The 24,617-nt window shown below is 73.0% G+C and carries 23 protein-coding genes; 10 read left to right on the top strand and 13 right to left on the bottom strand.

The features are described from left to right. Positions 1-102: 102 nt before the first annotated feature. The gene (locus ACZ6Y1_RS33800; protein ID WP_469639056.1) at positions 103-1,191 is read right to left on the bottom strand and encodes an enoyl-CoA hydratase/isomerase family protein; all 1,089 of its coding nucleotides are present in this window, start codon (positions 1,189-1,191) and stop codon (positions 103-105) included. Positions 1,192-1,218: 27 nt separating this feature from the next. On the opposite strand from ACZ6Y1_RS33800, the gene ACZ6Y1_RS33805 reads away from it, so the two are divergent. Further along, entirely contained in the window at positions 1,219-1,791 is a 573-nt protein-coding gene (locus ACZ6Y1_RS33805; protein ID WP_469639060.1) for a dihydrofolate reductase family protein, read from the top strand. A 56-nt stretch (positions 1,792-1,847) separates the two neighbouring features. Here ACZ6Y1_RS33805 and ACZ6Y1_RS33810 read toward each other — a convergent pair whose 3' ends face one another. Then, positions 1,848-2,420 carry a DUF6434 domain-containing protein gene (locus tag ACZ6Y1_RS33810; protein WP_469639063.1) on the bottom strand — a complete coding sequence of 191 codons (573 nt, stop codon included), beginning with the start codon at positions 2,418-2,420 and terminating at the stop codon, positions 1,848-1,850. 105 nt (positions 2,421-2,525) lie between these two features. Here ACZ6Y1_RS33810 and ACZ6Y1_RS33815 point away from each other — a divergent pair, with 105 nt between their 5' ends. The 3 genes from ACZ6Y1_RS33815 (at position 2,526) to ACZ6Y1_RS33825 (ending at position 3,966) form a co-directional block, all read left to right on the top strand. Beyond that, positions 2,526-2,984, top strand: a complete 459-nt coding sequence (locus tag ACZ6Y1_RS33815) for a MarR family winged helix-turn-helix transcriptional regulator (protein ID WP_469639066.1) — start codon at positions 2,526-2,528, stop codon at positions 2,982-2,984. Between the two features lie 92 nt (positions 2,985-3,076). Beyond that, complete coding sequence (locus tag ACZ6Y1_RS33820) at positions 3,077-3,661, top strand: hydrolase (RefSeq protein ID WP_469639069.1); 585 nt, start codon at positions 3,077-3,079, stop codon at positions 3,659-3,661. 110 nt (positions 3,662-3,771) lie between these two features. Next, positions 3,772-3,966 (top strand): DUF6126 family protein, encoded by a 195-nt coding sequence (locus tag ACZ6Y1_RS33825; protein ID WP_469639072.1) that lies wholly within the window; start codon positions 3,772-3,774, stop codon positions 3,964-3,966. A gap of 10 nt (positions 3,967-3,976) precedes the next feature. Here the strand turns inward: ACZ6Y1_RS33825 and ACZ6Y1_RS33830 are convergent, their stop codons facing one another. From ACZ6Y1_RS33830 to ACZ6Y1_RS33860, 7 genes are all read right to left on the bottom strand, one after another. After that, on the bottom strand, positions 3,977-4,234 hold the full coding sequence (locus ACZ6Y1_RS33830) for a hypothetical protein (protein WP_469639075.1): 258 nt from the start codon (positions 4,232-4,234) through the stop codon (positions 3,977-3,979). A 126-nt stretch (positions 4,235-4,360) separates the two neighbouring features. Beyond that, positions 4,361-6,181 (bottom strand): ABC transporter ATP-binding protein, encoded by a 1,821-nt coding sequence (locus ACZ6Y1_RS33835; RefSeq protein WP_469639078.1) that lies wholly within the window; start codon positions 6,179-6,181, stop codon positions 4,361-4,363. A gap of 81 nt (positions 6,182-6,262) precedes the next feature. Continuing rightward, positions 6,263-7,585: a cytochrome P450 gene (locus ACZ6Y1_RS33840; protein WP_469639082.1), complete on the bottom strand. Its 1,323-nt coding sequence runs from the start codon at positions 7,583-7,585 to the stop codon at positions 6,263-6,265. 90 nt (positions 7,586-7,675) lie between these two features. After that, positions 7,676-9,022, bottom strand: coding sequence for a TfuA-like protein (locus tag ACZ6Y1_RS33845; RefSeq protein ID WP_469639085.1), 1,347 nt, complete (start codon positions 9,020-9,022; stop codon positions 7,676-7,678). After that, complete coding sequence (locus ACZ6Y1_RS33850; protein WP_469639088.1) at positions 9,022-10,197, bottom strand: YcaO-like family protein; 1,176 nt, start codon at positions 10,195-10,197, stop codon at positions 9,022-9,024. The genes ACZ6Y1_RS33845 and ACZ6Y1_RS33850 overlap by 1 nt, the downstream gene beginning before the upstream one ends. A gap of 20 nt (positions 10,198-10,217) precedes the next feature. Beyond that, positions 10,218-11,027, bottom strand: coding sequence for an ABC transporter permease (locus tag ACZ6Y1_RS33855; protein ID WP_469639091.1), 810 nt, complete (start codon positions 11,025-11,027; stop codon positions 10,218-10,220). Between the two features lie 4 nt (positions 11,028-11,031). Continuing rightward, positions 11,032-11,973, bottom strand: a complete 942-nt coding sequence (locus ACZ6Y1_RS33860) for an ABC transporter ATP-binding protein (RefSeq protein ID WP_469639094.1) — start codon at positions 11,971-11,973, stop codon at positions 11,032-11,034. 176 nt (positions 11,974-12,149) lie between these two features. Between ACZ6Y1_RS33860 and ACZ6Y1_RS33865 the strand changes: the two genes are divergently transcribed. The 6 genes from ACZ6Y1_RS33865 (at position 12,150) to ACZ6Y1_RS33890 (ending at position 19,484) form a co-directional block, all read left to right on the top strand. Continuing rightward, positions 12,150-13,118, top strand: coding sequence for an MvdC/MvdD family ATP grasp protein (locus tag ACZ6Y1_RS33865; protein ID WP_469639097.1), 969 nt, complete (start codon positions 12,150-12,152; stop codon positions 13,116-13,118). Positions 13,119-13,131: 13 nt separating this feature from the next. Next, positions 13,132-13,581, top strand: coding sequence for an aroma-sacti cluster domain-containing protein (locus ACZ6Y1_RS33870; RefSeq protein WP_469639100.1), 450 nt, complete (start codon positions 13,132-13,134; stop codon positions 13,579-13,581). Positions 13,582-13,633: 52 nt separating this feature from the next. Then, positions 13,634-16,570, top strand: a complete 2,937-nt coding sequence (locus ACZ6Y1_RS33875; protein ID WP_469639103.1) for an AAA family ATPase — start codon at positions 13,634-13,636, stop codon at positions 16,568-16,570. Beyond that, positions 16,561-17,430 (top strand): S8 family serine peptidase, encoded by an 870-nt coding sequence (locus ACZ6Y1_RS33880; protein ID WP_469639106.1) that lies wholly within the window; start codon positions 16,561-16,563, stop codon positions 17,428-17,430. Before ACZ6Y1_RS33875 ends, ACZ6Y1_RS33880 begins: the two co-directional genes overlap by 10 nt. Next, the gene (locus ACZ6Y1_RS33885) at positions 17,427-18,065 is read left to right on the top strand and encodes a GAF domain-containing protein (RefSeq protein ID WP_469639109.1); all 639 of its coding nucleotides are present in this window, start codon (positions 17,427-17,429) and stop codon (positions 18,063-18,065) included. The genes ACZ6Y1_RS33880 and ACZ6Y1_RS33885 overlap by 4 nt, the downstream gene beginning before the upstream one ends. 81 nt (positions 18,066-18,146) lie before the next feature. Then, positions 18,147-19,484, top strand: a complete 1,338-nt coding sequence (locus ACZ6Y1_RS33890) for a helix-turn-helix domain-containing protein (protein ID WP_469639112.1) — start codon at positions 18,147-18,149, stop codon at positions 19,482-19,484. A gap of 22 nt (positions 19,485-19,506) precedes the next feature. On the opposite strand, the gene ACZ6Y1_RS33895 is transcribed toward ACZ6Y1_RS33890, so the two are convergent. From ACZ6Y1_RS33895 to stsB, 4 genes are read right to left on the bottom strand one after another with little or no spacing between them, the layout of a single operon-like run. Beyond that, positions 19,507-21,354: a S9 family peptidase gene (locus ACZ6Y1_RS33895; protein WP_469639117.1), complete on the bottom strand. Its 1,848-nt coding sequence runs from the start codon at positions 21,352-21,354 to the stop codon at positions 19,507-19,509. Continuing rightward, positions 21,344-22,807, bottom strand: coding sequence for an NAD(P)/FAD-dependent oxidoreductase (locus ACZ6Y1_RS33900; protein WP_469639120.1), 1,464 nt, complete (start codon positions 22,805-22,807; stop codon positions 21,344-21,346). Before ACZ6Y1_RS33900 ends, ACZ6Y1_RS33895 begins: the two co-directional genes overlap by 11 nt. Further along, complete coding sequence (locus ACZ6Y1_RS33905; RefSeq protein ID WP_469639123.1) at positions 22,804-23,097, bottom strand: PqqD family protein; 294 nt, start codon at positions 23,095-23,097, stop codon at positions 22,804-22,806. Before ACZ6Y1_RS33905 ends, ACZ6Y1_RS33900 begins: the two co-directional genes overlap by 4 nt. Next, entirely contained in the window at positions 23,078-24,571 is a 1,494-nt protein-coding gene (gene stsB / locus ACZ6Y1_RS33910) for a StsB family radical SAM/SPASM domain sactipeptide maturase (RefSeq protein ID WP_469639127.1), read from the bottom strand. The genes ACZ6Y1_RS33905 and stsB overlap by 20 nt, the downstream gene beginning before the upstream one ends. Positions 24,572-24,617 lie beyond the last annotated feature (46 nt).

Raw genomic sequence — 24,617 nt, forward strand, 5'->3', positions numbered from 1 at the left:
GACCCGAAGCCCTACGTCTGGACGAAGACCGCGGACGAGATCCTTGAACGCCTCGCCTCATATCTGAACAGAATTCCTGACTCAGAAGACTAGGGCCCGTCGTCAAACTCCCGTCCGGCCCGGGAAGGTGAGCTCGCGGCCGGCGCCGAGCGGGGCGAAGAAGCGCTCGACGTCGGCCGCGGCGACCTCCTCCAGCCGGGCCGGAGACCAGCGGGGGTCGCGGTCCTTGTCGACGACCTGGGCCCGGATGCCCTCCACCAGGTCGGGTGAGGCCAGCGCGTTGCAGGACACGCGGAACTCCTGCGCCAGCACCTGGGGCAGGGTCGTCAGGCCGGCGGCCCGGCGCAGTGCGGCGAGGGTGGCCTTGAGCGCGGTCGGGGACTTGGCGAGGATCGTCTCGGCGGTCTCCTTGGCGGCCGGGTCCCCTTCGGCGTACAGCCGCTCGACGATTTCCTCGACGGTGTCCGCCGCGTAGCAGCGGTCGATCCAGGCGCGCCGCCCGGCGAGTTCGCCGGGCGGGGCCGCGGCCGCGTGGCGCCGGAGGACCTCGGCGGCCGGGGCCCCGGCGAGGCCGTCCGTCAGCTCCGCCAGCGCGGCGGCCGGTACGAAGTGGTCGGCGAGCCCGCACAGGATCGCGTCGGCGGCGCCCACCGCGGCTCCGGTGAGGGCGAGATGGGTGCCGAGCAGGCCGGGGGCGCGGCCGAGCAGCCAGGTGCCGCCGACGTCCGGCACGAAGCCGATGCCGGTCTCGGGCATGGCGACGCGGGAGCGTTCGGTGACGACCCGGACGGAGCCGTGCGCCGAGACGCCGACACCGCCGCCCATGACGATGCCGTCCATGAGGGCCACGTACGGCTTCGGGTAGCGGGCGATGTGCGCGTTGAGCCGGTACTCGTCGCGCCAGAAGCCGGCGGAGGCGGCGGTCCCGGCCTTGGCGTCGTCGTGGATGGCGCGGATGTCCCCGCCCGCGCACAGCCCGCGGTCGCCGGCCCCGCGGATCAGCACCTGTTGGACGGCGGGGTCGTCCTCCCAGGCGGTGAGTGCCTCGTCGATCCGCAGCACCATGGGGTGGGTGAGGGCGTTGAGCGCCCTGGGGCGGTTGAGGGTGACCACCCCCGTCCGGCCGCGGACGTCGAACAGGACGGTGTCGCCGGTGTTCCCGGTGTTCCCGGTGTCGTCTGAGCTCTTCACACCGGAAAGTATGTAGCGTGGAGCGGTATGCGGAAGATCATTCTGATGGGCGGCGTCTCCCTCGAAGGTTTCTTCGAAGGGCCCGAGCGGCAGATCGACTGGCACTGCGTCGACGAAGAGCTGCACCAGCACATGAACGACGTGATCCGCCCGATGGGCGGCCTGCTCAGCGGCCGGGTCACGCACGAGCTGATGACCGGCTTCTGGCCCACGGCCGACGCCGACCCCGCCAACGCGGGGGCGGTGGCCGAGTTCGCCGGGATCTGGCGGTCCATCCCGAAGTACGTGTACTCGCGCACCCTCCCGGCGGGCGAGGCCGACTGGAACACCACCGTCCTGCGTGACGTGGTCCCGGAGGAGGTCGCCGCGCTCAAGGCGGCGCCCGGGGGCGACCTGATCCTGGGCGGGGCCGACCTCGCCGCCACCTTCCTGCGGCTCGGCCTCGTGGACGCGTACCGGATCTACGTGCACCCGGTACGCATCGGCCGCGGCCGGCCGTTCTTCCGGCCCGCCGACGCCGACGCCCGCGTGCCGCTGCGTCTGACGGGCACGCACGCTTTCGGCAACGGCGTGGTGCTGCTGACCTACGAACGGCAGTAGGTGCCACCGGCCGTGCCCGCCGCCGGGCCGGATCCGGCCCGGCGAGGTCGCCGCGGTCAGTCCCGCGGGCGGGCCCGGTGCGCCTTCCAGGCCTCCAGGGCCCCGGCGCGGGTGCCGCCGGGGTGGTCGGCGTGCCAGGTGCGCAGGAAGCGGTTGAACTCGAACTGGGCCGCCACTTCCCGGGGTTCGGCCGCCCGGGCCCGCGTGGCGTGCCAGTGGGCGACGGCCTCGGCCAGCGTGTGTCCCGCGTGCTGGGCGACGTACTCGCGCATGAAGGCGTCGAAGTGGAAACCGGGGCCGATCTCCCGCGTGAAGTACTCCCTGAGCACCTGGCTGCACCGCTGCCCCGGCGGGATCACGGTCGTGCCGTCGACGGGGGCGGCGAGCTGGCGTGCCGCCCGGCGTGCGGAGGGCCGGGCGGGCGCGGCCGGGGCGGCCGCCGGTCCGGGCAGGCCGTCGAGTGCGGCGGCGAGCCGGGTGGTGACGGCGGCCTTGCCGCCCCCGGCCGACAGCCCCATCTCCCGCGCCAGCGCGCTCAGCTCGGCCAGCGTCCAGTACCACCGCAGGAGTTCGGCTCCGGTCAGCCGCGGCGTCAGGGCCGGACGGCATTCTTCCTTATTCGTACTCACGTTCGTATCGTAGCCAGGGGCGAGGATCCCCGGAGACCGGGACGGACCGGCCCCACTAGTAAGTCTGACTTGTAAGTTTAACTGTATGGCCCCTAGGTTCTGATCATGCCCGCAGAACTCCCGCCGCCTCCCCACTCGCCTCCGCCTCCGCCGCGCGACCTCGCGGAGGAGCTCCAGCTGACGATCGGCATGCTGGTCCGGCAGATACGGGCCGCCACGGGCGGCGGCGTGAGTCTGTCGCAGATGTCCGTACTCAAACGGCTCGACCGGCTCGGGCCCTCCACCGCCACCGACCTGGCCCAGGCCGAGAGGATCCGGCCGCAGTCGGTGATCGCCACGGTGAACAGCCTCCAGGCCGACGGCTACGTCACCCGGAGCCCCCACCCCACCGACGGCCGCCGGCTGGTCATCGCCCTCACCCCGGAGGGCGAGGCCCTCGTCCGCGAACGCCGCGAGGCCGGACAGGGGCGGATCGCCGAGCTGATCGCCGAGCGGCTGAGCCCCGCCGAACAGCGCCTGCTCGCCGAGGCCGTACCGCTGCTGCGCCGCCTCGCCGGGGAGTGAACCGGTCCCGGGACGACCCGGGCCACCGGCCGCCCACCCACCGCCCGCCATGCGCCGCCCGACCCCCCCGCCACCCGTTCGAAGGAGCCCGTATGACCGCCACCGACCCGAACCGTCTCGCCCTCGGCGACGACACCGCCCTGGTCCTCATCGACCTCCAGACCGGGATCCTCGGCCTGCCCACCGCCAGGCCCTCCGCCGAGATCCTCGCGAAGGGCGTCGAGCTCGCCGGGGCGTTCCGGGCCCGCAAGCTGCCCGTGGTCCTGGTCAGGGTGGCCTGGTCCCCCGACGGCGGCGACCTGCCCACCGCCAACGTGGACCGGCCGGGCCCGGCCACCGCCCCGCCCGCCGCGTTCTCCGAGATCCCCGCCGACCTCGCCGCCCTCGGCGACGTGGTCGTGACCAAGCGGCACTGGGGCGCCTTCACCGGCACCGAGCTCGACCTCCAGCTGCGCCGGCGCGGCATCCACCGCATCGTGCTGGCCGGGATCTCCACCAGCGTCGGCGTCGAGTCCACCGCCCGTACGGCCTGGGAGCTCAGCTACGAGCTGGTCTTCGCCGAGGACGCGACCGCCGACCTGGACGCCGAATCCCACGCCCACACCTTCGGCAAGATCTTCCCGCGCATCGGCAAGGTCAGCAGCACCGCCGAGATCCTCGCGGCGCTGGATTCCTGAGGACCCCGAGGGGGACGGCCCGGGGTCGGGGGGCGGCGGCTACAATTGCAGAGTTATGCAATTCATCAGGTGCTGCGAGGCCGCGCCGGACCGCCCTTGGAGACTTCACGATGACCGACCCCGCACCCGACCCCGCCCCCGACTCGGCCGCACGGGACCGCGCGGGCGGGTCCGGGGCCCGGACCGAGGCCAGGTGGCTGGAGCGCGGCGTGGCGCTGCGGGCCTTCTTCTACATCTTCGGCACCCACGTGTTCGCGGGCTTCGTCTACCTGCTGTTCTTCCTCGGGGAACACGCCAAGAAGTAGCCCGCCCGTTTCAGCCGCCCACGGCGTCGTCGCAGGCCGGGCAGACCAGGCCCGCGTACCGCTCGCCGTACCACGCGGCCCCCGGATGGTCGGCGGGCTTCCACGGGGACACCGTCATGGCGAAGGTGTCGTGGCCGCAAAAGGTACGGGGGCCGGCGACGCCCGCCGTCCCGGGGGCGGCGGGCACCGCGTGCACGCGGCGCACGGACGGTTCGGCGTCGGCCGCAGTCGCCTTGTCGAGTTCGTACACGACGACAATCTCGCTCATACCTCGACCGTAGGCCGCCCCGGGCGGACCCGCGCCCCCGCTCGGCCGGTCAGCCGGTCGGCCGGTCAGCCGGTCAGCCGGTCAGCCGGGTGACCGCTGCGCGGCCACGGGCCGGACACCGGGGTGTCAGTGCACGTCGGCTCCGGCGGGGGTCTCGTCGAGGAAGCCGCCGGACTGGTGCTGCCAGAGCTTCGCATAGGCGCCCTCCGCGGCCAGCAGTTGCTGGTGGGTGCCCTGTTCGACGATCCGTCCGCGGTCGAGGACGACGAGCCGGTCCATGCCCGCGACCGTGCTCAGCCGGTGCGCCACCACGAGCGCGGTCCGGCCCTCCATGAGGCGCCACAGGGCGTCCTGGACGAGGATCTCGCTCTCCGAGTCCAGGGCGCTGGTCGCCTCGTCGAGCAGCAGGATCGGCGCGTCGCGCAGGATCGCCCGGGCGAGGGCCACCCGCTGGCGCTGGCCGCCGGAGAGCTTCACCCCGCGCTCGCCGACCATGGTGTCGAAGCCCTCCGGGAGCCCGTCGGCGAACTCGGTGACGTGCGCCGCCTCGGCGGCACGGCGGATCTCGGCCTCGGTGGCGTCGGGCCGGGCGAAGGCGATGTTCTCGCGCAGGGTGCGGTGGAACATGGCCGGGTCCTGGGGCACGTACGCGATCAGGCTGCGCAGGTCGGCCTGGGACATCCGGGTGATGTCCTGCCCGCCGATGAGGATCCGGCCGGCGTGGATGTCCGTCATGCGCAGCAGCAAGCGGGTCAGGGTGGTCTTGCCGCCGCCGGACCGGCCGACGAGGCCGATCTTCGTCCCGCTGGGCACGGCCAGGTCGATGCCCTCGAAGAGCGGGCCTCCGTTCGCGCCCGCGTGGGCGAAGGTCACCTGCTCGAAGCGGACGTCGGACCCCTCGCAGCGGAGCGGCTCCGGCGCGACCGGGTCGAGCACGGTCGACGGGGTCAGCAGCAGCTCCGTGAACTGCGCCGCCTCCGTCATGGAGCTTTCCAGGCGCCGGTAGATCTGGTTGAACTCGAACATGATGCGGGTCGCGCTCGCGTAGTAGGTGAAGGCGACGATGACCGCTTCCACACCGTGCTCCCGCGCCCCGAGCGAGACGGCGAGCACCAGGCCCAGCGCGTTGGTGAGCACGGACATCGGTGCGACCACCGTGTCGATGCGCAGGTTGCCGTAGTCCCACGAGCGCAATGTGAGCCGCCGCGACTCGGCGACCCGGGAACGGTGTTCGGCGGCCTCGCGGCCCTCCGCCGCGAAGGCCCGTACGGTGTCCATGTTCATCAGGCTGTCGGCGACGTGGCCCGACACCCTGGCGATGGCCTCCTCGCGCTGGGCGACGAGCACCTGGCGGCGCCGGATGAGCGGGGCGACGCACAGGGCCGTCACCAGGATCATCACCAACAGGCCTACCACCAGCTGCGGTTCGTACTGCCACAGGACCACCGACGCGAACACCAGCGGCACGAGGCTGCCCATGACCGAGAAGGTCAGCGTGTCGACGAACTCCTCGAAGCGGGAGGCGAAGCTCAGGACCCGCTTGGTGAGCGATCCGGCGAAGTTGTCGTGGAAGAACGCGGCGTCCTTGGCGAACAGTTCGTCCATGCCGATGACGTAGAGGTTCTCGATGCCGCGGGCGTCGAGCCGGTTCAGGCAGTGCAGCCCGACGCGCCACAGGCCCTCCCCGACCAGCAGGACGCCGGTGAAGGCGAGGAGGTAGGGCAGCATCGTGTCCATGCCGGTGCCGCCGCCCCCGGTCAGGTGACCGACCAGCTTCGCGACGATCAGCGGCGCCATGTAGTTGATGCCGATGTTGCCCAGCGCCGGGCACAGCATCGCGGGTAACGTCACCCGGCGCAGCCGGGCCAACTCCCGTCCGTAGTAGCGAAGTGCGAGGAGCACCGGACCGCTGCCCGGCGAACCTTTGCTCGATTCAGGCGAATCCATGCCAACCCTGCTTTGTCGGACCTCCGAGGACAAGGCTCGCAGTGTCCCGTGACGGCACCCGCGGCGTCCAAGCGTTTTTCGTCAGCCCTCCAGCGTCGCGGGGGTCGGCCCGTCGGGGCGGACGGTGATGCTGTAGGCGGCCCCGGCCGGAAGCGAGTGGAAGCGCGGGGTGTGGGCCGGCAGGAGGAGTTCGAGGAGGGCGGTCGACTCCCGGAGGGCGAACTGGAGGCCCAGACAGGCCCGGGGCCCGATACCGAAGGGGTAGTAGCTCCCGGGGTGGGCGGGCCTGCGGCCGGGAGTGGTGAAGCGGCCCGGATCGAAGCGTCCGGGCTCCTCCCAGAGTCCGGCGTCCCGGTGGGTGAGGTAGGGGCAGACCAGCACGTCGGTGCCGGCCTCGATCCGGTATCCGGCGAGGTCGTCGTCCTCGGCCGCGCAGCGCGGCAGGATCCAGGCGGACGGGTAGAGGCGCAGCGTTTCCTGGACGAGCGCCTGGACGGCCCGCCTGCGCTCCGCGGAGCCTTCGGGCCCCGCGGCGAGGGCCTGGCGGCGCGCGTCGGGGTTGCGGTCCAGCAGCAGGTACAGCCAGGTCAGCGTGGACGCGGTCGTCTCGTGGCCGGCGACGAGCAGCGTCACCAGCTCGTCGCGGATCAGCCGGTCGGTGTACTCGGGGCGGGTGGCGGCCGCCTCGGTGAGGACGTGCAGCAGCCCGGGCCCGTCGGGTCCGGCCGCGCCGTCCCGGGCGGCGGCGACTGCGCGGTCCGCCACGGCGTCGATCCTGGCCAGGTCCGCGGCGACGGCTCCCCGGGCGGCGCTCCCGTCGGCGGGGAGGCTGGGCAGGGCGGCCACCACGGCGGGGACGGAGGCCAGTTCGCGTTCCGTGCCGGGGTCGAGCGGGTGCCCGGTCAGGGAGCGCCAGATGGTGTCCAGCGCGAAGCGGCGCATCTCCGCGCCGACGTCGAAGACCTCCCCGGTCCGGGCGTACGAGGCCCAGCGCGCGGCCGCGGTCCGGGCGGCCCCGGCGATCCGCTGTTCGTGGCGGCGCATGCCCGTCCCGGTGAACCGGGACTGCAGCAGCCGTCGTTGCCGCTGCCATGCCTCGCCCGTGGCGGCCAGGAGCCCGTCGCCGATGAGCAGCCGGGCGCGGTGGGAGCGCTTGACGTACCGGTCGGGGTGGTGCGCGAGCACGTGCTGCACGGCCGTGGGGTCGGTGACCAGCACGGTGGGGCGGGGGCCGAGCCGGAACGCGGCGATCCCGCCGAGCCGTTGACGGGCCAGGGCGAAGAGCTCGACGGGTTCCCCTCCCCCGCCCCGCCACGGTTCGACGAGGGCGGGGTCCAGCTCGGGGACCGGGCGGCCGGCCGGGGCCGGGCTCGGGAGGGGGCCGGGGCGGGCGTGGGTGGCCACAGGCGTGCTCCTGTACGGGGTGAGCGACCGGGCGTGCAGTCGTCACGCACTGTAGGCGAGCGGCGGCCGTGTGCGACACCCCGCCCGGCGTCAGCCCCCGGGGGTGGTGCGGCGTTCCCGTCCGCGGCGGATGTCGTAGGCGAAGAACCTGCGGACCGCCGCGCCGAGTTCGTCGGGGCCGGTGAAGCCCCGTCGGGCCATCTCGACGAGGGGGGAGGTTGCGCTGCCGTGCCAGTGGCGCAGGAAGAGGTTCGCGCACATCGCGGGCGGGGGGACGGCGAGCCGGGGGCCGGCCTCCTCCGTGGCCTCGTCGGCGCGGGCGACGAGGGCGCACCATTCGTCCCAGCGGTCGGACGCGCGCAGCCGGTCCAGGACCGCCGGCCTCCAGTCCGCGGACTGCCACACCGGCCACACCCGCACCATGAGGAGTCGGGTCCGGTCCGGGGCGGTGAGCCCGCCGGCCGGCTCCGGCTCCCGCTCCGCCTCCGTGAACCAGGGGGCGAGGGAGGGCGGCAGCGGCGCCGCGTCGTCCAGCCCGAGCCTGGCCGTGCCGTACTGCTCCGGGGTCATGCCCCGCGCGGCCGCGAACTCCCGCAGCAGGCCGGTCAGGACGGCCTCGTGCAGCGCCGGGTAGCCGGCGTCGAACAGCCGGGCCGCGTCCAGGACGTCGAGGTCGGACATCCACCGGCCGGGGGCGTACTCCCGGCGGGTCCTGCGGACCAGCGACCGGGTGCGGCTGATCCCGGTGACGGGGACGTCGGGGGCGGAGGGGGCGGGTGTCACCGCGGGGCGGTCCGCGACCGCCCGGAGGGCCGCCGTCGCGTCGAGCCGTTTGAGGTCCCAGACACCGGCGCCGATCATCTCCTCCAGCGTCCGCAGGGCCTCGTGGTCGGTCTCGTCCAGGGCCCGCTCGATGTCCTTCCAGCCCCGGTGGGTGAAGGGCATGGCCGCTGCCGCCGCCACGATCCGCCGTCCGGCCTCCTCGGGGACCAGGTCCTGCTCGGCCCCCTCCTTGCAGCCGTGGCGCAGGTTCACCAGGGCGACGGTCTGTGCGGGGTACCCCATCTCGGCGGGACCGTGCAGGACGCCGACCTCATCGTCTCCGTCGATCTCGCCCGAGACGTACATCCCGTAGACGGTTCCGAGGCCCCGCATGCCGCACGGGGCGAGTTCCGCGGCGCGCAGTGCCCCCATGCTCGCGGCGCCGACGACGTCCACGCCTTCGGTGAGCAGCTGGAGGATCTCCTTGTGGCCGACGGACCGCCGTTCCCGGAAGTAGCCGTCGATGACGACGGCGACGTCGCCGGGGTTCCACGTGTCCGCGAGGAGATCGCCGCGGCCGGCGGGCGGCCGGACCTCGGCGTCGGGGAGGACCGCCCGGACGTCGGCCTCGGACAGCGTCGGCCCCGCGTAGACGACCACCTTGGGCGTGCTCACTACAACACCTCCGGACATACACGGCTCCCCGGTGCGACGACCTTGACGACGGGGACTCCGATCTCGTCCCGCGTCAGGTCGACCACGACGGGCGGGTGGGAAAAGGCGTCGGCCGCCTGCCGGACCACGTGGGCGAGGTCTTCGACCAGGCTGTCGTGGCGGGCGGGCTGCGGCACCAGGGTGGCGATGTCGGCGGCCGGGGCGGACCGTGCCTCCTTCAGCCGGCCGACGTCCGCCCGGCCGAAGTCGTCGCGGAGGTCGTCCCGCGCCCCCGAGATGTACGCGAGTCTGGCCTGCGCCGCTTCGGAGACGGCCCGGGTGAGGGCGATCTCCGTGCTGAGGTGGCAGCCGAACCCGAACATCGGGGCCGGGTAGTCGTGGCAGGCGACCCAGGCCAGGAAGCAGGGCAGGCCGGTGGGCGAGGGCACGAAGCGCACTTCGAGGGTGACGTCGGCCCGCTCGATCAGGGTGCACATGTCGTCGGCGACGGCCGACCCGGCGGTCCGCGGGTCGACGCGCACGCCCATCTCCCCGCCGCGCCTGACGGCCGCGGTCGTCGCGTCCCGCTCGATGATCTCGCAGAGCGCGTGCAGGGTGGCCTCGACCAGGGTGTTGCCGCCGGCCAGTCCGTTCGTCGACTCGAAGAAGACCGGCGGGTTCCAGCCGGTCTTCTCCTCCAGCGAGAGCCGGGCGAGGTTCACGGGGACGAACGTCCGCGCGCCGTCGACGAGCGATCTGGCCTCCACCCAGTCCAGTGGCAGCCCGTCGTGCAGGAGGCTCGGCGCGCAGGGCGCCAGGGCGCTCACGTCGTAGCCCAGGTCCGCGCCGAGGTCGCGGGGGGCGGCGGTCATTGCGGGGGTGACGGGCTGCTCCACGTGCCAGGTCTCGACCGACTCCATGACCGCGGAGAGTTTCGCCAGCTCGGGGGTCATCCCCTTGCCCTGGGAGACGGCCAGGGTCCGGGAGAGCGGCCGGACGGCCTGGTAGGTCGGTATGCCGATGGTGTCGAGCCGGGTGATGTCGGCGACCCGGGTGACACCCACCTTCGCCGCCGCACGGCTCACCATCTCCCAGGTGGCCCCGGGGTGCCGGGCTCTGTTCGTCCCCGGCAGGCGGAGCACGGAGCGGTCCTGGGGCGAGGCGAGCCAGGACAGGGTCTGGTCTTCGGTCTGCACGGTGAGGGACTCCCTGGGGGTCAGAGGTTCCGGGTGCGCCGCAGCAGCGCGCGGCCGGCGACGAAGTTGGCGACGAGCGCGACGGCGGCCAGGACCAGCAGAGAGGGCCACGCCTCCTCCAGGCCGAAGATCGCGGCGTCGCGCATCCCCGTGACCGCGTACGACACCGGGTTCACCGTCGAGATCCAGCGCAGCACGGTGGGGAGCTGCTGCGAGGTGGACAGCGACGGCGCGGCGAAGACGAGGACGGGCACCGAGATGCTGGTGAGCACCATGAAGGTGCGGTAGTCCTTGATCAGGACCGCGGCGGCGAGGTAGAGCCCGTTGAAGGCGACCGACGACAGCACCAGGGTGAGCAGCAGCCAGATCCAGTGCGACGCCTCGAAGGGGTAGTCGAAGATGACGGCGGCGACGGCCATGGCCAGCAGGCTCTGGGCCAGGACGAGCGTCACCCCGGCGAGGAGCTTGCCCGCCAGGAAGCGGGACCTGCGCAGCGGCCAGCTCCACAGCTGGGTCGAGACCCCGCTCATCTCCTCCTGGAACATCGCCATGCCGGTCGTCCCCGAGGCGCTGACCACGGACATCGAGAGCACCATGGGAAGGAGGAAGACCGAGAACGGCAGGGTCTCGCCCCGGTAGACGATGTTCCCGACGACGTTGCCGAGGGAGGTGTTGACCAGCAGCAGGTACACGAGCATGGGGGTCAGACCGAGGATGAGGTTGACCCTGTTGCGGGCGAGGAGCGCGTACTCGCGGTAGAACACGGCGGTGAAGTCGGCCGGTTTGCCCGTGCCGACCGGCGCCTTCGTCCTGAAGTCCAGCTCGGCCACGGTGTCAGCCCCCGTTCCCGGTCATGCGCAGGAAGACCTGCTCCAGCGAGTCGGTGACGGTGGAGATGTCCGAGATCGCGACTCCGGCGTCGTGGCAGTGCCGTGACAGCTGCGGCAGCACGTCGCGGACGGCCGCGTTCTCGATGCGCACCTCGGTGTCCTGGACGCTCGCGGCGAGTCCCGCGGTGGCCGCCCACTCCTTGACGACCTTGGCCGCGACCGCGTCGTCCACCTTCACCAGCAGATGGGCGCCGCCGAACTCCTTGAGCAGCTCGCTCGGCTGGGCGAAGCGGACCACCTTGCCCTTGTTGATGACGAGGACCCGCTGGGCGTTGCGTTCCAGTTCCTGGATGATGTGGCTGGTCCAGATCACGGTCATGCCGTTCTCCTCGCGCAGCCAGCGCACGAACCGTTCGATCTGGTGGCGGCCGGCGACGTCCAGGCCGGCCGAGGGCTCGTCGAGGATGAGGAGTTCGGGGATGGTCAGGAGTGCCCGGACGAGCTGCAGACGCTGGCGCTGACCGCCGGAGAGCTGGAAGACGAGCTGCGACAGGGCGTCCTTCAGGCCGAGGTACTCGGCGACCTCCAGCGCCCAGGGCCGGGTGGTCCGCCAGGACAGGCCCTTGAAGCGGGTGGCGATCAGCAGGTTGTCGAGGGCCGAGAGCATCTCGTCGTACGGGGCGGACTGGTGCATGGCGCCGATGCCGGTCTTGGCGGCGACCGGGTCGCGGGCCGGGTCGGCGCCGAACACCCTGATCCTCCCGGTGGTGGGAGGGGTGACGCCGCAGATCATCTTCATCAGGGTCGTCTTTCCGGCACCATTGGGGCCCAGCAGCCCGATGGTCTCGCCTCTGGCGATGTCGAATGAAATACCGTCGACCGCCGGCGTCTCTTTTCCGCGGTAGCGCTTTGTCAGTTCCTCCGCGTTCACCACGTGATTCGCCACGATCCCTCCTTCCACAATGCGCTTGATGGTTCATCAGGAATCAGGAATGCCGATCGAGTCGTTGCGGGTGGACGTTACGCCTGTTGGCCACTGGGGAAGCGGCAGCTGCCCAAGCTGCCTTCGAACTGCCTCTGTTCTTCCGCCCCGTTCGCGGTGGCGTTGCTAGCATTCGCTGCATGAGCCGTTCGGGAATTACCGAGGACCACGAGGGAAAACCCGTCGTGGTTCTCGTCAATTGTGCGGGCGGCCCTGAATTGGAGATCGTCCGCAATGCGCTGACCGGGCCGCTCGGAACTCCGACGGTGCTGATCCGGCCGGGCGAACTCGCCTCGACGCCCATGGCGCTGGACGTGGACACCGGTCTGCTGGACATCGCGGGGCGCCGGGTCAGGCCGGCGGTGGTGTGGGTGCGGCACGCCTCGGCCTGTGCGCTGCTGGCGCAGGCGCGGCCGGCGGGCTCGGTGACCCCGCTGCAGGCGCAGTCGTGGTCCGGGTTCCTGCGTCAGGTGGCGTCGACGGCCTCCGCGGCCCTGCCCGGCGGCACGGTCGTCGGTCCGGGCCAGCTCGCCACGGCCCGGAGCCTGGGCATACGGACGCCCCGGACGGTGATCACCACCGACGTGGCGGCGGCGGCGCGCACGGTGGCGGCGCCGGCCCTGCTGGTCAAGACCCCGGACTTCCGGCTGTTCGAGCCGGACCGGGCCGACTGGGCGCGGTGCGGGCCCGTGGTGGTCGGCCGGGAGGAGGCCGGCGCCGTCCCGGCGGGCGACGGGCGTCCCGTCGTCGTCCAGGAGTACGTGGGCCACGCCCGTGAGCTGCGCGTCTACCACCTCGACCGCGGGATCTGCGCCTTCGAGGTCCGCAAGCCGGATCCGTCGAGCACGGTGACGGATCCCGGCAGTGTCACGGTGACACGGGTCGAGTGCCCGCCGCGCGCGGCCGACGCGGTGCGGAGCCTCTGCGCCGCGTGGGACCTGCGCTACGGGGCGTTCGACCTGCTCGTGCCGGACACCGGGGAACCGGTGTTCCTGGAGGCAAACCCGGACGGCGACTGGCTCTGGTTCGAACGCAAGGCGCGCTGGCACGGCGTCTCGTTCATGGCCGCCGTCATGGTCCGTGAGTTGTTCGTACGGAGTACGTCGTGAGGAGCTCGCGTTGATGACGTCGTTACGGGGCCCCGAGATCTCCACTCGGGGCCTGGTGCTCGTGGCCATGGTCGCTCAGGGTCATACGACCGACCGCGTGGCCCGTGCGCTGGGCCTGAGCAGACACACGGTGGGCGAGGAGATCAGCGTCCTCCTCGACCGGTTCAACTGCAGGAACCGGGCGGAGCTGGTGGCGTACTGCTACGTCCACCGGATCCTTCCGGTCGGTATCTGGCCGCCGCCGTGCGGCCCCGTGAAAGAGGTGAGTGACGTGTTCGACCCTCTGACCGCCCTGCGTGAAGCGGGACTTCCCGTCGACCAGCTGAGCACCGCGCAGCGCGACGTGCTGGCGCGCCTGACCGAGGAGGAGACGGCTGTCGTCGTATCGGTCCAGCACCGGCTGAACGAGGCGGACACCGGGCCGGAGGCCGAGGTGTGGGCCCACAACCTGAAACTGCTCTGACCACACCCCGCTTGTCCGTACGAGGACCGCAACCCCCGGAGGAGGACCGCGCGTGAGCCGCAGACTGGTGGTCGTCCTGTTCCTGGACCTCGTCGGCTGGACCCGGCTCGCCGAGCGGGTCGACCCGGAGCCCCTGCAGCAGCTCCTGGAGGAGTACTACGAGATCTGCTCGGCCACGGTGGAGGAACACGGCGGGGTGGTCGAGAAGTTCATCGGCGACGCCGTGATGGCGGTCTTCGGCGCGGACACCTCGCAGGAGGACGACGCCCTGCGGGCGCTGCGGGCCGCCACGCACATCCGCACCGCAGTACGCGAACTGCGCACCCCGGCCGCGGACGCCGCGCCGGTCGAGATCCACTGCGGGATCGCGGCCGGCGAGGCCCTGGTGACGCGTTCGGCGCGGGCCGGCATCCGGGTCGTCGGCGACGTCGTCAACCTGGCCGCGCGCCTGCAGTCGGTGGCGGTCGCCGGGGAGATCGTCGTCAACGAGACCGTGGCGCACCTGGCCCGCCCGCACTTCACCATGACCCCGGTGCTGCCCGTGATGCTGAAGGGCAAGGCCGAACCGGTGCCCGTCTGGGTGGTGACCGGTGAGGCCGACGACGACCCGGCCGCCGACGGCTCGCCCATGGTGGACCGCCGGGCCGAACGCCACCGGCTGCGCCAGACCTACCACCGGGTGGCCCGAGAACGGCGGCCGGAACTGGTCACCGTGCTCGGGCCGCCCGGCATCGGCAAGACCCGCCTGGTCAAGGAGGCCGTCGACGACCTGGTGGCGGCCGGGGCCGGGCCGGTCGCCGTCTTCGGCAGCTGCCCCTCGTACGGGACGAACGGGAACTACGCGGCGCTCGTCGAGGTGCTGGACGCGCTCGTCCGGCAGGTGCCCGCGGGCGCGGAGCTGCTGCGGGCCGACGAACGCGTCGCCGCGGTGCTGGCCGGCCTGCGCGACGGCTCGCTCGGCCGCCCGGACGAGTCCGTCCCGGGCCCGGGTGTGGAGGAGGTGTCCTGGGCCGCGCGCGAGCTGTTCGCCGCCGCGGCCTCCCGGCCGCTGGTCGTGGTGTGGGACAACCTCGCCTGGGCGGGGCAGTCCCTGCTGCGGCTCATCGGTGAGCTGATGGAGGGCCTGCGGGACGTGCCGCTGCTGATGGTCTGCGTCTCCCGGCCGGAGCTCGCGGGACCGGACGGCCCCTGGTCCGCGGACGACGGGGTGATCGACGTCGGCGCGCTGGTCCCGATCGACAGCGCGCGCCTGGCGATGTCACTGGCCGGGCGCAGTCACGGGGACGAGGTCGAGCTGCACGACCTGGACCTGGTGGACCGGGTCGCGCTCTACAGCGCGGGCAACCCGCTCTACATCCGCCTGATGATGGACTGGCTGCGGGACGGCAGGACCCTCGACGAGGTTCCGCCGACGATCACGGCCATGGTGGGCGCGATGATCGACCGGCTGCCCGCGCCCGCCCGGCGGCTGCTGGGCGCGGCCTCCGTGATCGGGCCGGCGTTCACGCTGGAGCAGCTCGCGCTGCTGGGCGAGGAGGTGCCGGCGGCGAACGTGAACGCCCTGGCGGGGCACCGGCTGTTCCACGCGACGGCGGAGGAGGGCGGGTACCGCTTCGTGCAGCAGCCCGTGCACGAGGTCGCCTACGGCAGGCTGGAGAAGGAGCAGCGCATCACCTGGCACCGGCGTCTGGCCGAGCGCGGTTTCAACCCCGGCTTCCACCTGGAGGCCGCGACCCGGCTGCTCGGGGGGCTGCGCCCGGACGACACGGAGCTGCCCGAGCTGGCCCGGCAGGCGGCCGAGGCGCTGCTGGGCGAGGGCACGGTGGCGCTCCGGCAGCGTGACGTACCGACGGCGATCGGGCTGCTGGAGCGGGCGCTGATGCTGGCGCCGAACGGGCCGGACCGGTGCCGGCCGGTCGCGGCGATCCGGCTCAGCGACGCGCTGATGCTCTCCGGGGACACCCGGCGGGCGCTGGACGTGGCCGCGGACGGCGCCCGGGAGGGCCCCGACGGCGACGGTCAGTTGCCCTGCCTCGTCCAGCGGTACCTGCTGGCGGCGCGGCTGGGCCGGGTCACCGGGGAGGACGTCGGGAAGCTGCGGGCGCAGTTGGCGGCCGGTGAGGCCGACCGGTTCGCCTGGTGCCGGTTCGAGCAGGTGCGGATGCTGCTCCACCTGGACCGGGGCCGGTTCGGGGCGGCCGAGGAGGCGGCGTGCGCCGCGCTCGGACACGCCCGGCTGATCGGTGACGCGTACGAGGAGGACCGTCTGCTCGTCGCCCTGTGCGAGATCCGCCAGTGGTCCCCGACGCCGATGGCGCAGAAGCTGGCGGGCTCCGCGGAGCTCCTCGAACGGTTCGCCGCCGACCGGTTCCTGGCGCTGCCCGCGCTGGCCGCCCGCGCCCGCTGCCTGGCGCTGACGGGGGACCGGCCGGGCGCGCGCTCGGCACTGGCCGAGGCGGAGTCCGTCGTGGAGCAGCTCCGGTTGACGATGGGCCGGGTCCTGGTCGACCAGGTGGCGGGGCTGGCCGCCTCGCTGGAGGGCGCGCACGAGGAGGCCGAGGGGCGCTTCTGCCGCGCGGCCGACTCCCTCGAACGGGCCGGATACGTACCGGTCGCTCTGACCATGCGGGTGCAGGCGGCCCGTGAGCTCGCCCGGTGCGGCCGGGCCGCGGAGTCCGCGGAGCGGATCTCCCGGCTCCTGGAACGGCGCGAGGAGATGGACGTCCGGGGGCGGATCCTGTGCCTGTCGGCCGCCGTGCTCGCCGCCGCCGGGGAGGGCCGCGCCGACCCGGCGCGGGCCGAGGTGCTGACCTTGCTGAAGGACATCGACGACCCCTGTCTGCGCGGCGAGGTCTGCTTCGACCTGGCCCGGGCCCACCGGTGTCTGGGCGAGACGTCCGAGGCCGGGGTCCTGGCCGGGCTCGCCGCCGACGGCTACCTCGCCGTCGGCGCGACGAAGCCTCTGGAGGCGGTGCGCGAATGGATGTGAACGACGTCCCCTGGCGGCGCGAGCGGATGCCGCATCTGTTGGGGATGCCCGCGTGGAGCATGTCGCCCGACGGCGATCCCGGCGAGCCGGTGCCCACGGCCCTGTTCGAGGGGATCGACGCACGCTGGGCCTGGGAGGGCGCGGACGGCGAGGGCGTACGGGTCTGTGTGCTCGACAGCGGTGTCGACCCGACGCACCCGCTGGTCGGGTCCGTGGACCGGGCGTGGCAGGTGGTGACGGCCGAGGGCCGGGTGCCGCGGGTGGAGGAGTGCGAGCCCGTCGACGGCGCCGGTCACGGGACGGCGTGCGCGGGGATCATCCGCGGCATCGCCCCCGGGGTCTCGCTCAGTTCGCTGAAGGTCCTCGGCGACGGGAGGTCCGGCAGCGCCTCCGCGCTGATCTCGGGGCTCGCCTTCGCGATCGAGGAGGGGTTCGACGTGATCAGCATGAGCCTGTCGACGACCCGGGTCGAGTTCCGCGACCGGCTGACCGAACTGTGCGACCGCGCCTACTTCCGCCGTACGACGGTCGTGGCGGCGGCGCACAACCTGCCCATCGAGAGCTTCCCGTGGAACTTCTCCTCGGTGATCTCGGTCGCCAGCCATGCCGAGCCGGACGGCATGCGCTTCTACTACAACCCCGCGCCGCCGGTGGAGTTCCGGGCCCGGGGGGTGCGCGTGCCGGTAGCGGCCCGCGGCGGCGGAACCGTGCTCAACACCGGCAACAGTTTCGCCGCACCGCACATGGCCGGGATCGCCGCGCTCGTCCTGAGCAAGCATCCGTGGCTCACGCCGTTCCAGCTCAAGAGCGTCCTCTATCACTGCGCCGCGAACATACCGGTCCAAGGAGGCCGAGAATGAAACCCTGGTCGCACGAGCTCATGGCCACCGAGCGCCAACTGCTGCAGTCCGTGGTGGCGGTGGCCCGGTACATCTACGGGGCCGCCGCGTCCTCGGTCTTCATGGTGAGCCCCGACACCGGTGAGCTGATCTTCGCGGCGGTCGCCGGCGAGGGCGAGGAGGGCCTGGTCGGCAAGCGCTTCGAGCCCGGCACCGGCATCGCCGGCTGGGTCGCGGCCAGCGGCCAGCCGCTGATCACGGACAACGTGGCCGGGACGGAGCAGTTCGCCGGCGACGCGGCAGCCTCCACCGGTTACGTGCCCGCGAGCATCATGGCCGCCCCGCTCATCGCGGACGGCGAGTGCATCGGCGTGATCGAGGTGCTGGACCGGCACGTCCACGACACGGGCTCCCCCGGCCGGGAACTCGACGACATCGAACTGCTGGGGCTGCTCGCGACGCAGGCCGCGCTCAGCCTGGCCCTGCTGCGGCGCAGCGAACAGGCCGCCGGCGCGGTGCCGCGCATGGGCGACCTGGTGGCCCGGCTGTCGGAGCACGCGGTGCTGGACTCCTCCGATCCGCTGGCCCTGTCGCTGCTGGGCATCTCGCTGGAGCTGCTGGACCGGCGGGCCCACCCCGCCCCGAAGCCGGTCTGACGGCCGCCGGAGACGGATCGCAGACGTCCCGGCGACGCGGCGGAGACGCTTGCGGAACGGGGCCCGCCTACGCTCCCGCGCATGGTCCCCACAGCCGAGGTCGAAGCGCCGTCGTTCCCCGAACTGCTGCGCCACAAGCGCGTGCAGGCCGGGCTGACCCAGCGGACGCTCGCAGACCTGTCGACGATCAGTCCGCGCACCATCCGGGCCCTGGAGTCGGGGAGGGTGAACGCGCGCATGCAGACGGTCCGCCTGCTCGCGGACGCCCTGCGGCTGGAGGGGCTGTCCCGGGAGCTGTTCGTCAACGCGGGCCTGGGCAGCGGGCGGCAGGCTCCGGCCGGGACCGATCCGTGGCTCGCGGTGCCGCGTTCGGTGAACGCCCTGCTGGGGCGGGACGTCGAGGTACGGGCGATGGTGGGCGCGCTGGCGTCGGACCACCGCCGGATGATCTCCATGTCCGGGCTGCCGGGGGTGGGCAAGTCGAGGGTGGCGACGGAGGTCGCGGTCCGGCTGAGCGCGCGCCGCGGCTGGCCCGTGCTGTGGATCGGTTCCCGCCCGGTGGACGCCGACGGTCCCGGTGCGGCGCCCGGCTCCCTGCTGAAGTCGTTGCGCCTGCTCGTCGAATCGCGTGCGCAGGACGTTTCCGCGGTGTGCCGGCTCATCGGCCGCAGCGAGGTGCTGCTCGTGCTCGACGGGGTCGCCGACGCGGGCTGCCCGGTCGCCGGCGTGCAGGACCTGCTGGCCTACTGTCCGGGGTTGCGCGTGATCAGCACCTCCCGTACGCCGTGGCACGTGGCGGGCGTCCAGGGGACGGTGGTCCCGCCGCTGGCCGTGCCGGGGCCGGACTGGGAGGCGGCCCGGTCGCTGGACGTCCTGGCCGGGGTGCCCGCCGTACGGCTCCTCGTGGACCGGCTCTCGGAGGTCCGGCCGGGGTTCGCGCTCGGCCGGGCCGAGGCCGAGGCGGTGGTGCGGCTGTGCCGGAGGCTCGACGGACTGCCGGCCGCGCTGGAGGCGGTGGCCGCGGGTTCCCGGGTGCTGAGTCTGCGGCAGCTCGCGGAGCTGCCGGACGCGGAGCTGCTCGGTCTGCCGGCGGCGCCGCGGTCCGCGGCCGCCCCCGGGACGACCGGAGCCGGGACGACCGGAGCCGGGACGACCGGAGCCGGGACGGTCGGCGGCCTGGTCCTGGCCGGCTTCGACCGGCTGGACCCGGCCTGCCGCACGGTCCTGCGGGAACTCGTGGCCCGCGAGGGGGCGCCCACGGTCGCCGAGGCCGCCGAGGCGCTGCGCCGACCGCTGAACCGGGTGGTGGAGGACCTGGGCACGCTGATGGGCTGCGGGTTCGTCCGGGCCTCCCACGAGGAGGCGGAGACCCGCCTGCACCTGCCGGACCTGTTACGGGCGGCCCTGGCCCGGCGGTGACGGCCCGGCCGGCGCGGGCGCGTCACCCCAGGTGGGCGGCGAGGAACCGTTCGACCGCGGTGTAGTAGGCCTGGCGGTTGGCGGGCCTGGCCAGCCCGTGCCCCTCGTCGGGGAACAGCAGGTACTCGTGCGCGAGCCCCTTCGCGGCGAGCGCGGCGACGATCTGCTCGGCCTCCGACCGCGGCACCCGTACGTCGTTCGCGCCCTGGACCACCAGGACGGGGATGCGGATGTCGTCGACCCGTGACAGGGGCGAGCGCTCCCACAGCATGTCGCGCTCGGTCTCCGGATCACCGACGTGGGCGTGCATGAAGGCCTGCAGCGGGGTGCGCGTGGGCGCCCCGGCCGCCAGCATGGTCAGCAGGTTCGACGGAGCGCACAGGGCTATGGCGCACGTGAACACATCGGGGGTGAAGGCCGCCCCGGCGAGGGCGGCGTACCCTCCGTACGAGCAGCCCATGATCGCGACGCGGGCGGGGTCGATCCCGCCCTCCGCCACGAGGTGGCCGAGCGCGTCGAGCAGGTCGGTCTGCATCGCGGCGCCCCACTGCTTGGCGCCCAGGTTGCGGAAGTGCTTGCCGTAGCCCGTCGAGCCGCGGAAGTTGACCTGGACGCAGGCGTATCCGCGGTTGGCCAGCAGCTGCGCCTCCTCGTCGAAGGCGAAGGTGTGGCGGGCCCAGGGTCCGCCGTGCACGTTCAGCACCGCGGGCAGGCCGCGCCGCTCGGCGCCGGGCGGCCAGGTCACGTAGCCGTGCACCCTGACCCCGTCGCGCGCGGTGAACTCGAAGGGCTCCATCGGGGAGAGGCGGTACCGCTCCAGTTCCGGCTGGTGGCTGAAGAGCCGGCGCAGCCGTCCCGCCTCGCGGTCGTACACGTAGTAGAGGACGGGGCCCGCGCCGGTCACCACCGAGACGGTCCACAGCCGTCCGGAGCGGTCGGTCCGGTCGACGTAGATCTCGCCGTCGATCCCCCGCAGCTCGAGGTCGGCGCGGATCCGGCCGAGGTCCTTGCCGAACTCCTCGTCGAGGAAGACCCGTTCGTCCCGGTCCTTGGCGAACAGCACCGCCTGCGGCCTGCGGGTCAGCGGGTCCATCTCGACCTGTTTGACGTCGTGGACCGGATCCTCCGCGAGCAGGGTCCGCTCGCCCGTCGCGACGTCCACCTCGAAGAGGCGGCAGGCGTTGGCCCCGATGGAGGACAGCAGGTAGCAGGTCGCGCCGTCGCGCGCGAAGCCGATGACGCGCGTGCCCATGGCGTCCTCGTAGGGCACGTCGAGCCAGGGCGGCGAGGCGTCGGGCCCGCCGGGCGGGTCCAGGAAGACGGCCGTGCCGCCGTCGGGCTTCATCCTCGTACCGCCGCGGATCCGCAGGTCGGTGTCGATGAGCCAGCTGAGGTAGCCCGGGTTCTCCGCGACCTTGGTGAGCCCGCCGGTGACCAGGTCCAGGCGGTACACGTCGTGCAGGGCGGGCCGGTCCTTGTTCAGCCCGATCAGCATGGCCGTCGGGTGCCACCGGTTGTGCGCGAGCACGCGGGCCTGCACCCCGTCGAAGGGGGTGGCGCAGCGCTCCTCGCCGGTCACGAGGTCGACGAGGTGCACCCGCCAGCTCTCGTCACCGTTCTCGTCGCGCAGGTAGAACAGCGTGCGGTCGTCGTGGCAGAGGCCGTACGTGCGGATGCCGCGGCCCCGGTCGTGCGTGACGGCCACGGCCTCCTCGGGCCGGTCCACCGGCGCCGCCCAGACGTTCAGCACGCCGTCCTCCGGCGCCAGGTGGAGCAGGCGGGTCCCGTCCGGGGAGATCTCGGGCACGAGGCGGGACGGGTTGCCGAAGAGGACGGAGTGCGGGATCAGCGGTACGGCTTCAGTCGTCACGGTTCTCTTCCCAGGTGGCTTGCCGGTTTCGGCGCCCCGAGAACCACCACTCGGAAAGCGCGGGGAACTGCGCGACCGCCTCGTCGGTGTCGAGGGGCGGGTGCGGATGGGCGGGCCGCTCCAGGGGGGCGGGCGGGCCCGCGGCGCCCTCGGCGGGGACCAGCGTCTGGGTGCGGAAGAGCCTGCTCATCAGCGGCGGACTGGTCAGCAGGGCCCGTGCCATCCTGGCCCGCATCCGCTGCCCGGCCGCGGACGCGTCTGATCCACCGGCCGCGGCGGACGCGGCGGATCCACCCGACCGGCCGGCCCCGGCCGGCGCGGGGGCGGCGGCGCGCGGGCGGTCCTGCTCGGTCGCCATCCGCCACGAGGTGTCCGCCACTTCCGCGACGGCGGCCTGGAGCGCGGGCAGGCCGGAGGGCTTCGCCCCGTGCCCGGCCCATGCGCCGTCCAGCAGCAGGGCGCTGAGCAGGGCGATGGACATGCCGTGCGAGTGGACGGGGTTCACGGCCGTCAGCGCGTCGCCGACCACCAGGAACCCCTCGGTCCGCGGCCGCCGTTCGTAGAACCGTCTGCGGTTGGCGGTCGCGCGGAACGGCCGTACCCCGCCGAGGGGTTCGGCCGCGGCGAGCAGCTCCGCCACGACCGGTGAACGCAGCGCGCGGACGCAGTCGGTGAACCCTCGCTCGTCGGCCGGCGGTGTCGCCTCGCGCGTGCCGGTCAGCGTGACGATCCACCGGCCGTCCTCGACGGGGAAGAGCGTCGCGCCGTGGGCCGGTCCGCCGCCCTCGGGGCTCGGGTGCAGCATGACCGCCGGGATCGCGGCGGCGAGGCCGGCCGGCGCCCGGTAGATCCGGGTGGAATAGGCGAGTCCCGGGTCGACCACCTCTTCCTCGACGCCGGGCCCGCCGAGCGCGGCCAGCCACCGGCCGGCCCGTGAGCGCCGGCCCGTGGCGTCGACGACGATGTCGGCGTCGACGCGCTCGGGGCCGCCGTCCCCGCCCGCGACCACGACCCCGGTCACGTGCGAGGCGTCCCCGGCGAGTCCGAGGACCCGGGTGCCCTCGCGCACCCGCACCGCGCCGTCGGCCAGCGCCCGTTGCCGGACGACGTGGTCCATGAGCCACCGGCTGCACGAGACGAGGTAGGCGCCGGTCCCGTGCCGCCGGAACCAGCCGTCCGCGCTCAGGATCAGCGCGCCGTCCGGCAGCCCGCGCCGGTGCGCGCCGCGGTCCCGCAGCTCCTCCAGGGTGCCGGGGAGCAGGGTCTCCAGGGCCTCGGCGCCGGCCGTGACCAGGACGTGGCTGTGGTGCGCCTGCGGCACCCCCGTCCGTACCTCCGGGCGCTGCGGGTACCGGCCGCCTTCGATCACGGTGACCTCGTCGGCGTGTGCGGAGAGCACCTTGGCCATGAGGACGCCGGCGAAGCCTCCGCCGAGGACGACCGCCTTGGTCATGGCCGCGCGGCCGGCTGGTCCGTCTCCAGGAGCAGTTCGGCCTCGACCATGGAGGTGATGAAGGCGTCGACCTCGGCACGGATCCGGGCCGTCATGACGGCGTTGTTCCCGGCGAAGACGAGCGACAGCTTCTCGCCGACCTCCGCGCGGTCGCAGTCGTCCTCCACGAGCGCCCAGATCTGGGCGGCGGTCGCGTTCAGCGTGCGGAACTCGCCGGACTCCGTGTGGTAGAGCGAGACCCCGTCCGCGGTCTCCTGCCAGATGACCGCGTCACTGATGTGCAGGGACATCGCCCAGCCTCCTGTTCACCGGCATGATGGGAATGAGTTCGCCGACCGTGATCGCGGGCCGGGGGGTGGGGACGTAGGTCTTCCACTGATCGTGGACCGCGTGCACCTCTCCGGTGGAGACCAGGCGGGGGACCGTCATCGCGATGTCGTTGCGGGCGAGCTGTTCGCGGGTCACTCCGGTCTCCTGCCACAGCTGCGTGGTGACGCCGTGCCGCAGGATCCGGCACAGGTGGCGGCTGTTGCGCCGCAGGTCGCCGGATTCCGACATGTGCGCGGCCCGGCAGCCGCCGCCGCAGTTGGCCTTGATGTAGCACTTCTCGCAGTCGGCGTGGAACTCGCCGCCGAAGACCGTGCTGCGGCGCATCGTGGAGAGGACCGGGCCGGCGAAGATCTCGGCGAGCCGCTGTTTCCTGATGTTGCCCGCGTACTCGCCCTTGCCGGTGGTGAGCTTGCACGGGTAGACGTCACCGAGGGAGTTGACGTAGATCTCGTTGCCGCCCATCCCGCAGTTGCCCTTGACCGAGCACGGGGTGACGGGCCTCGGGCCGTCCGGCCTGAACTTGCCCGCGACCGGCGAGGTCCAGACGAGCTGCTGCACCCTCAGGTGGTCGGCCCAGCCGAAGCCGTCGTCGTCGCCGGCGCCCCGGCCCAGGTCGTTGTGGTTCATCAGGCGGACGCTGTGGATCTCGATCCCGTCGAGGAAGGACGCGAAGTCCTCCAGCTCGTCGATGTTGTCCGAGGTGACGATGTGGTTGATGGCCGGGGTCACGCCTTCGGCGTTGAGCAGCTCGATCGCCCGGCGGGTCCTGGCGAACGAGCCCTTGCCGCGGGTGCGGTCGTGGGTCTCGGCCGTGCCGCCGTCGAGGCTGATGGTGACGACGTTGAACAGCTCGGCGAAGCGCTTCGCCGTCGCCTCGTTCCGGATCATCGTGGCATTGGTGATGATGTTGGACTTCAGCCCGCTGTCGTTGGCGTGCTCCACGATCCGGAAGAGGTCCTTGCGCAGCATCGGTTCGCCGCCGGTGAAGACGAGGACCTTGGTGCCGAGTTCGGCGATCTGCGAGACCAGGTCCATCGATTCGGCGGTGTCGAGCTCACCCGGAAGGCACTTCTCGGACGATGCGTAGCAGTACGGGCAGCGGAGGTTGCAGCCGTCGGTGATGGCGTAGTACGCGAAGCTCAGCGGCGGTTCGCCGAGCTGGATCCTCGGCTTGTTGCCGTTGAAGTAGACGATCCAGTTCAGGATGAGTTTGGCGAGGGCGCGCTCCGTCTCATCGTCCGGCTCCAGCGTCGCCCGCTCCCCGCGGGCCTGCGCGGCGGACAGGGCCTGCAGCACCCGGAATTCACGCCCGTTCAGGACGCACCGGGCGGCCGCCTCCGGGTTGACCACGAGGTGGTCCTCTTCGTTCACGAAGTAGGTCAGATCCTTCGGCACGTCGAAAAGCGCCAGGCTCCGGACCAGTTTCCCTCGCATCCCGCCTCCTCTCTGAGCCGGCACAGGCGTGGCCCGACGCCAGTGG

It is taken from the genome of Streptomyces sp. NPDC053432, from assembly GCF_055585365.1.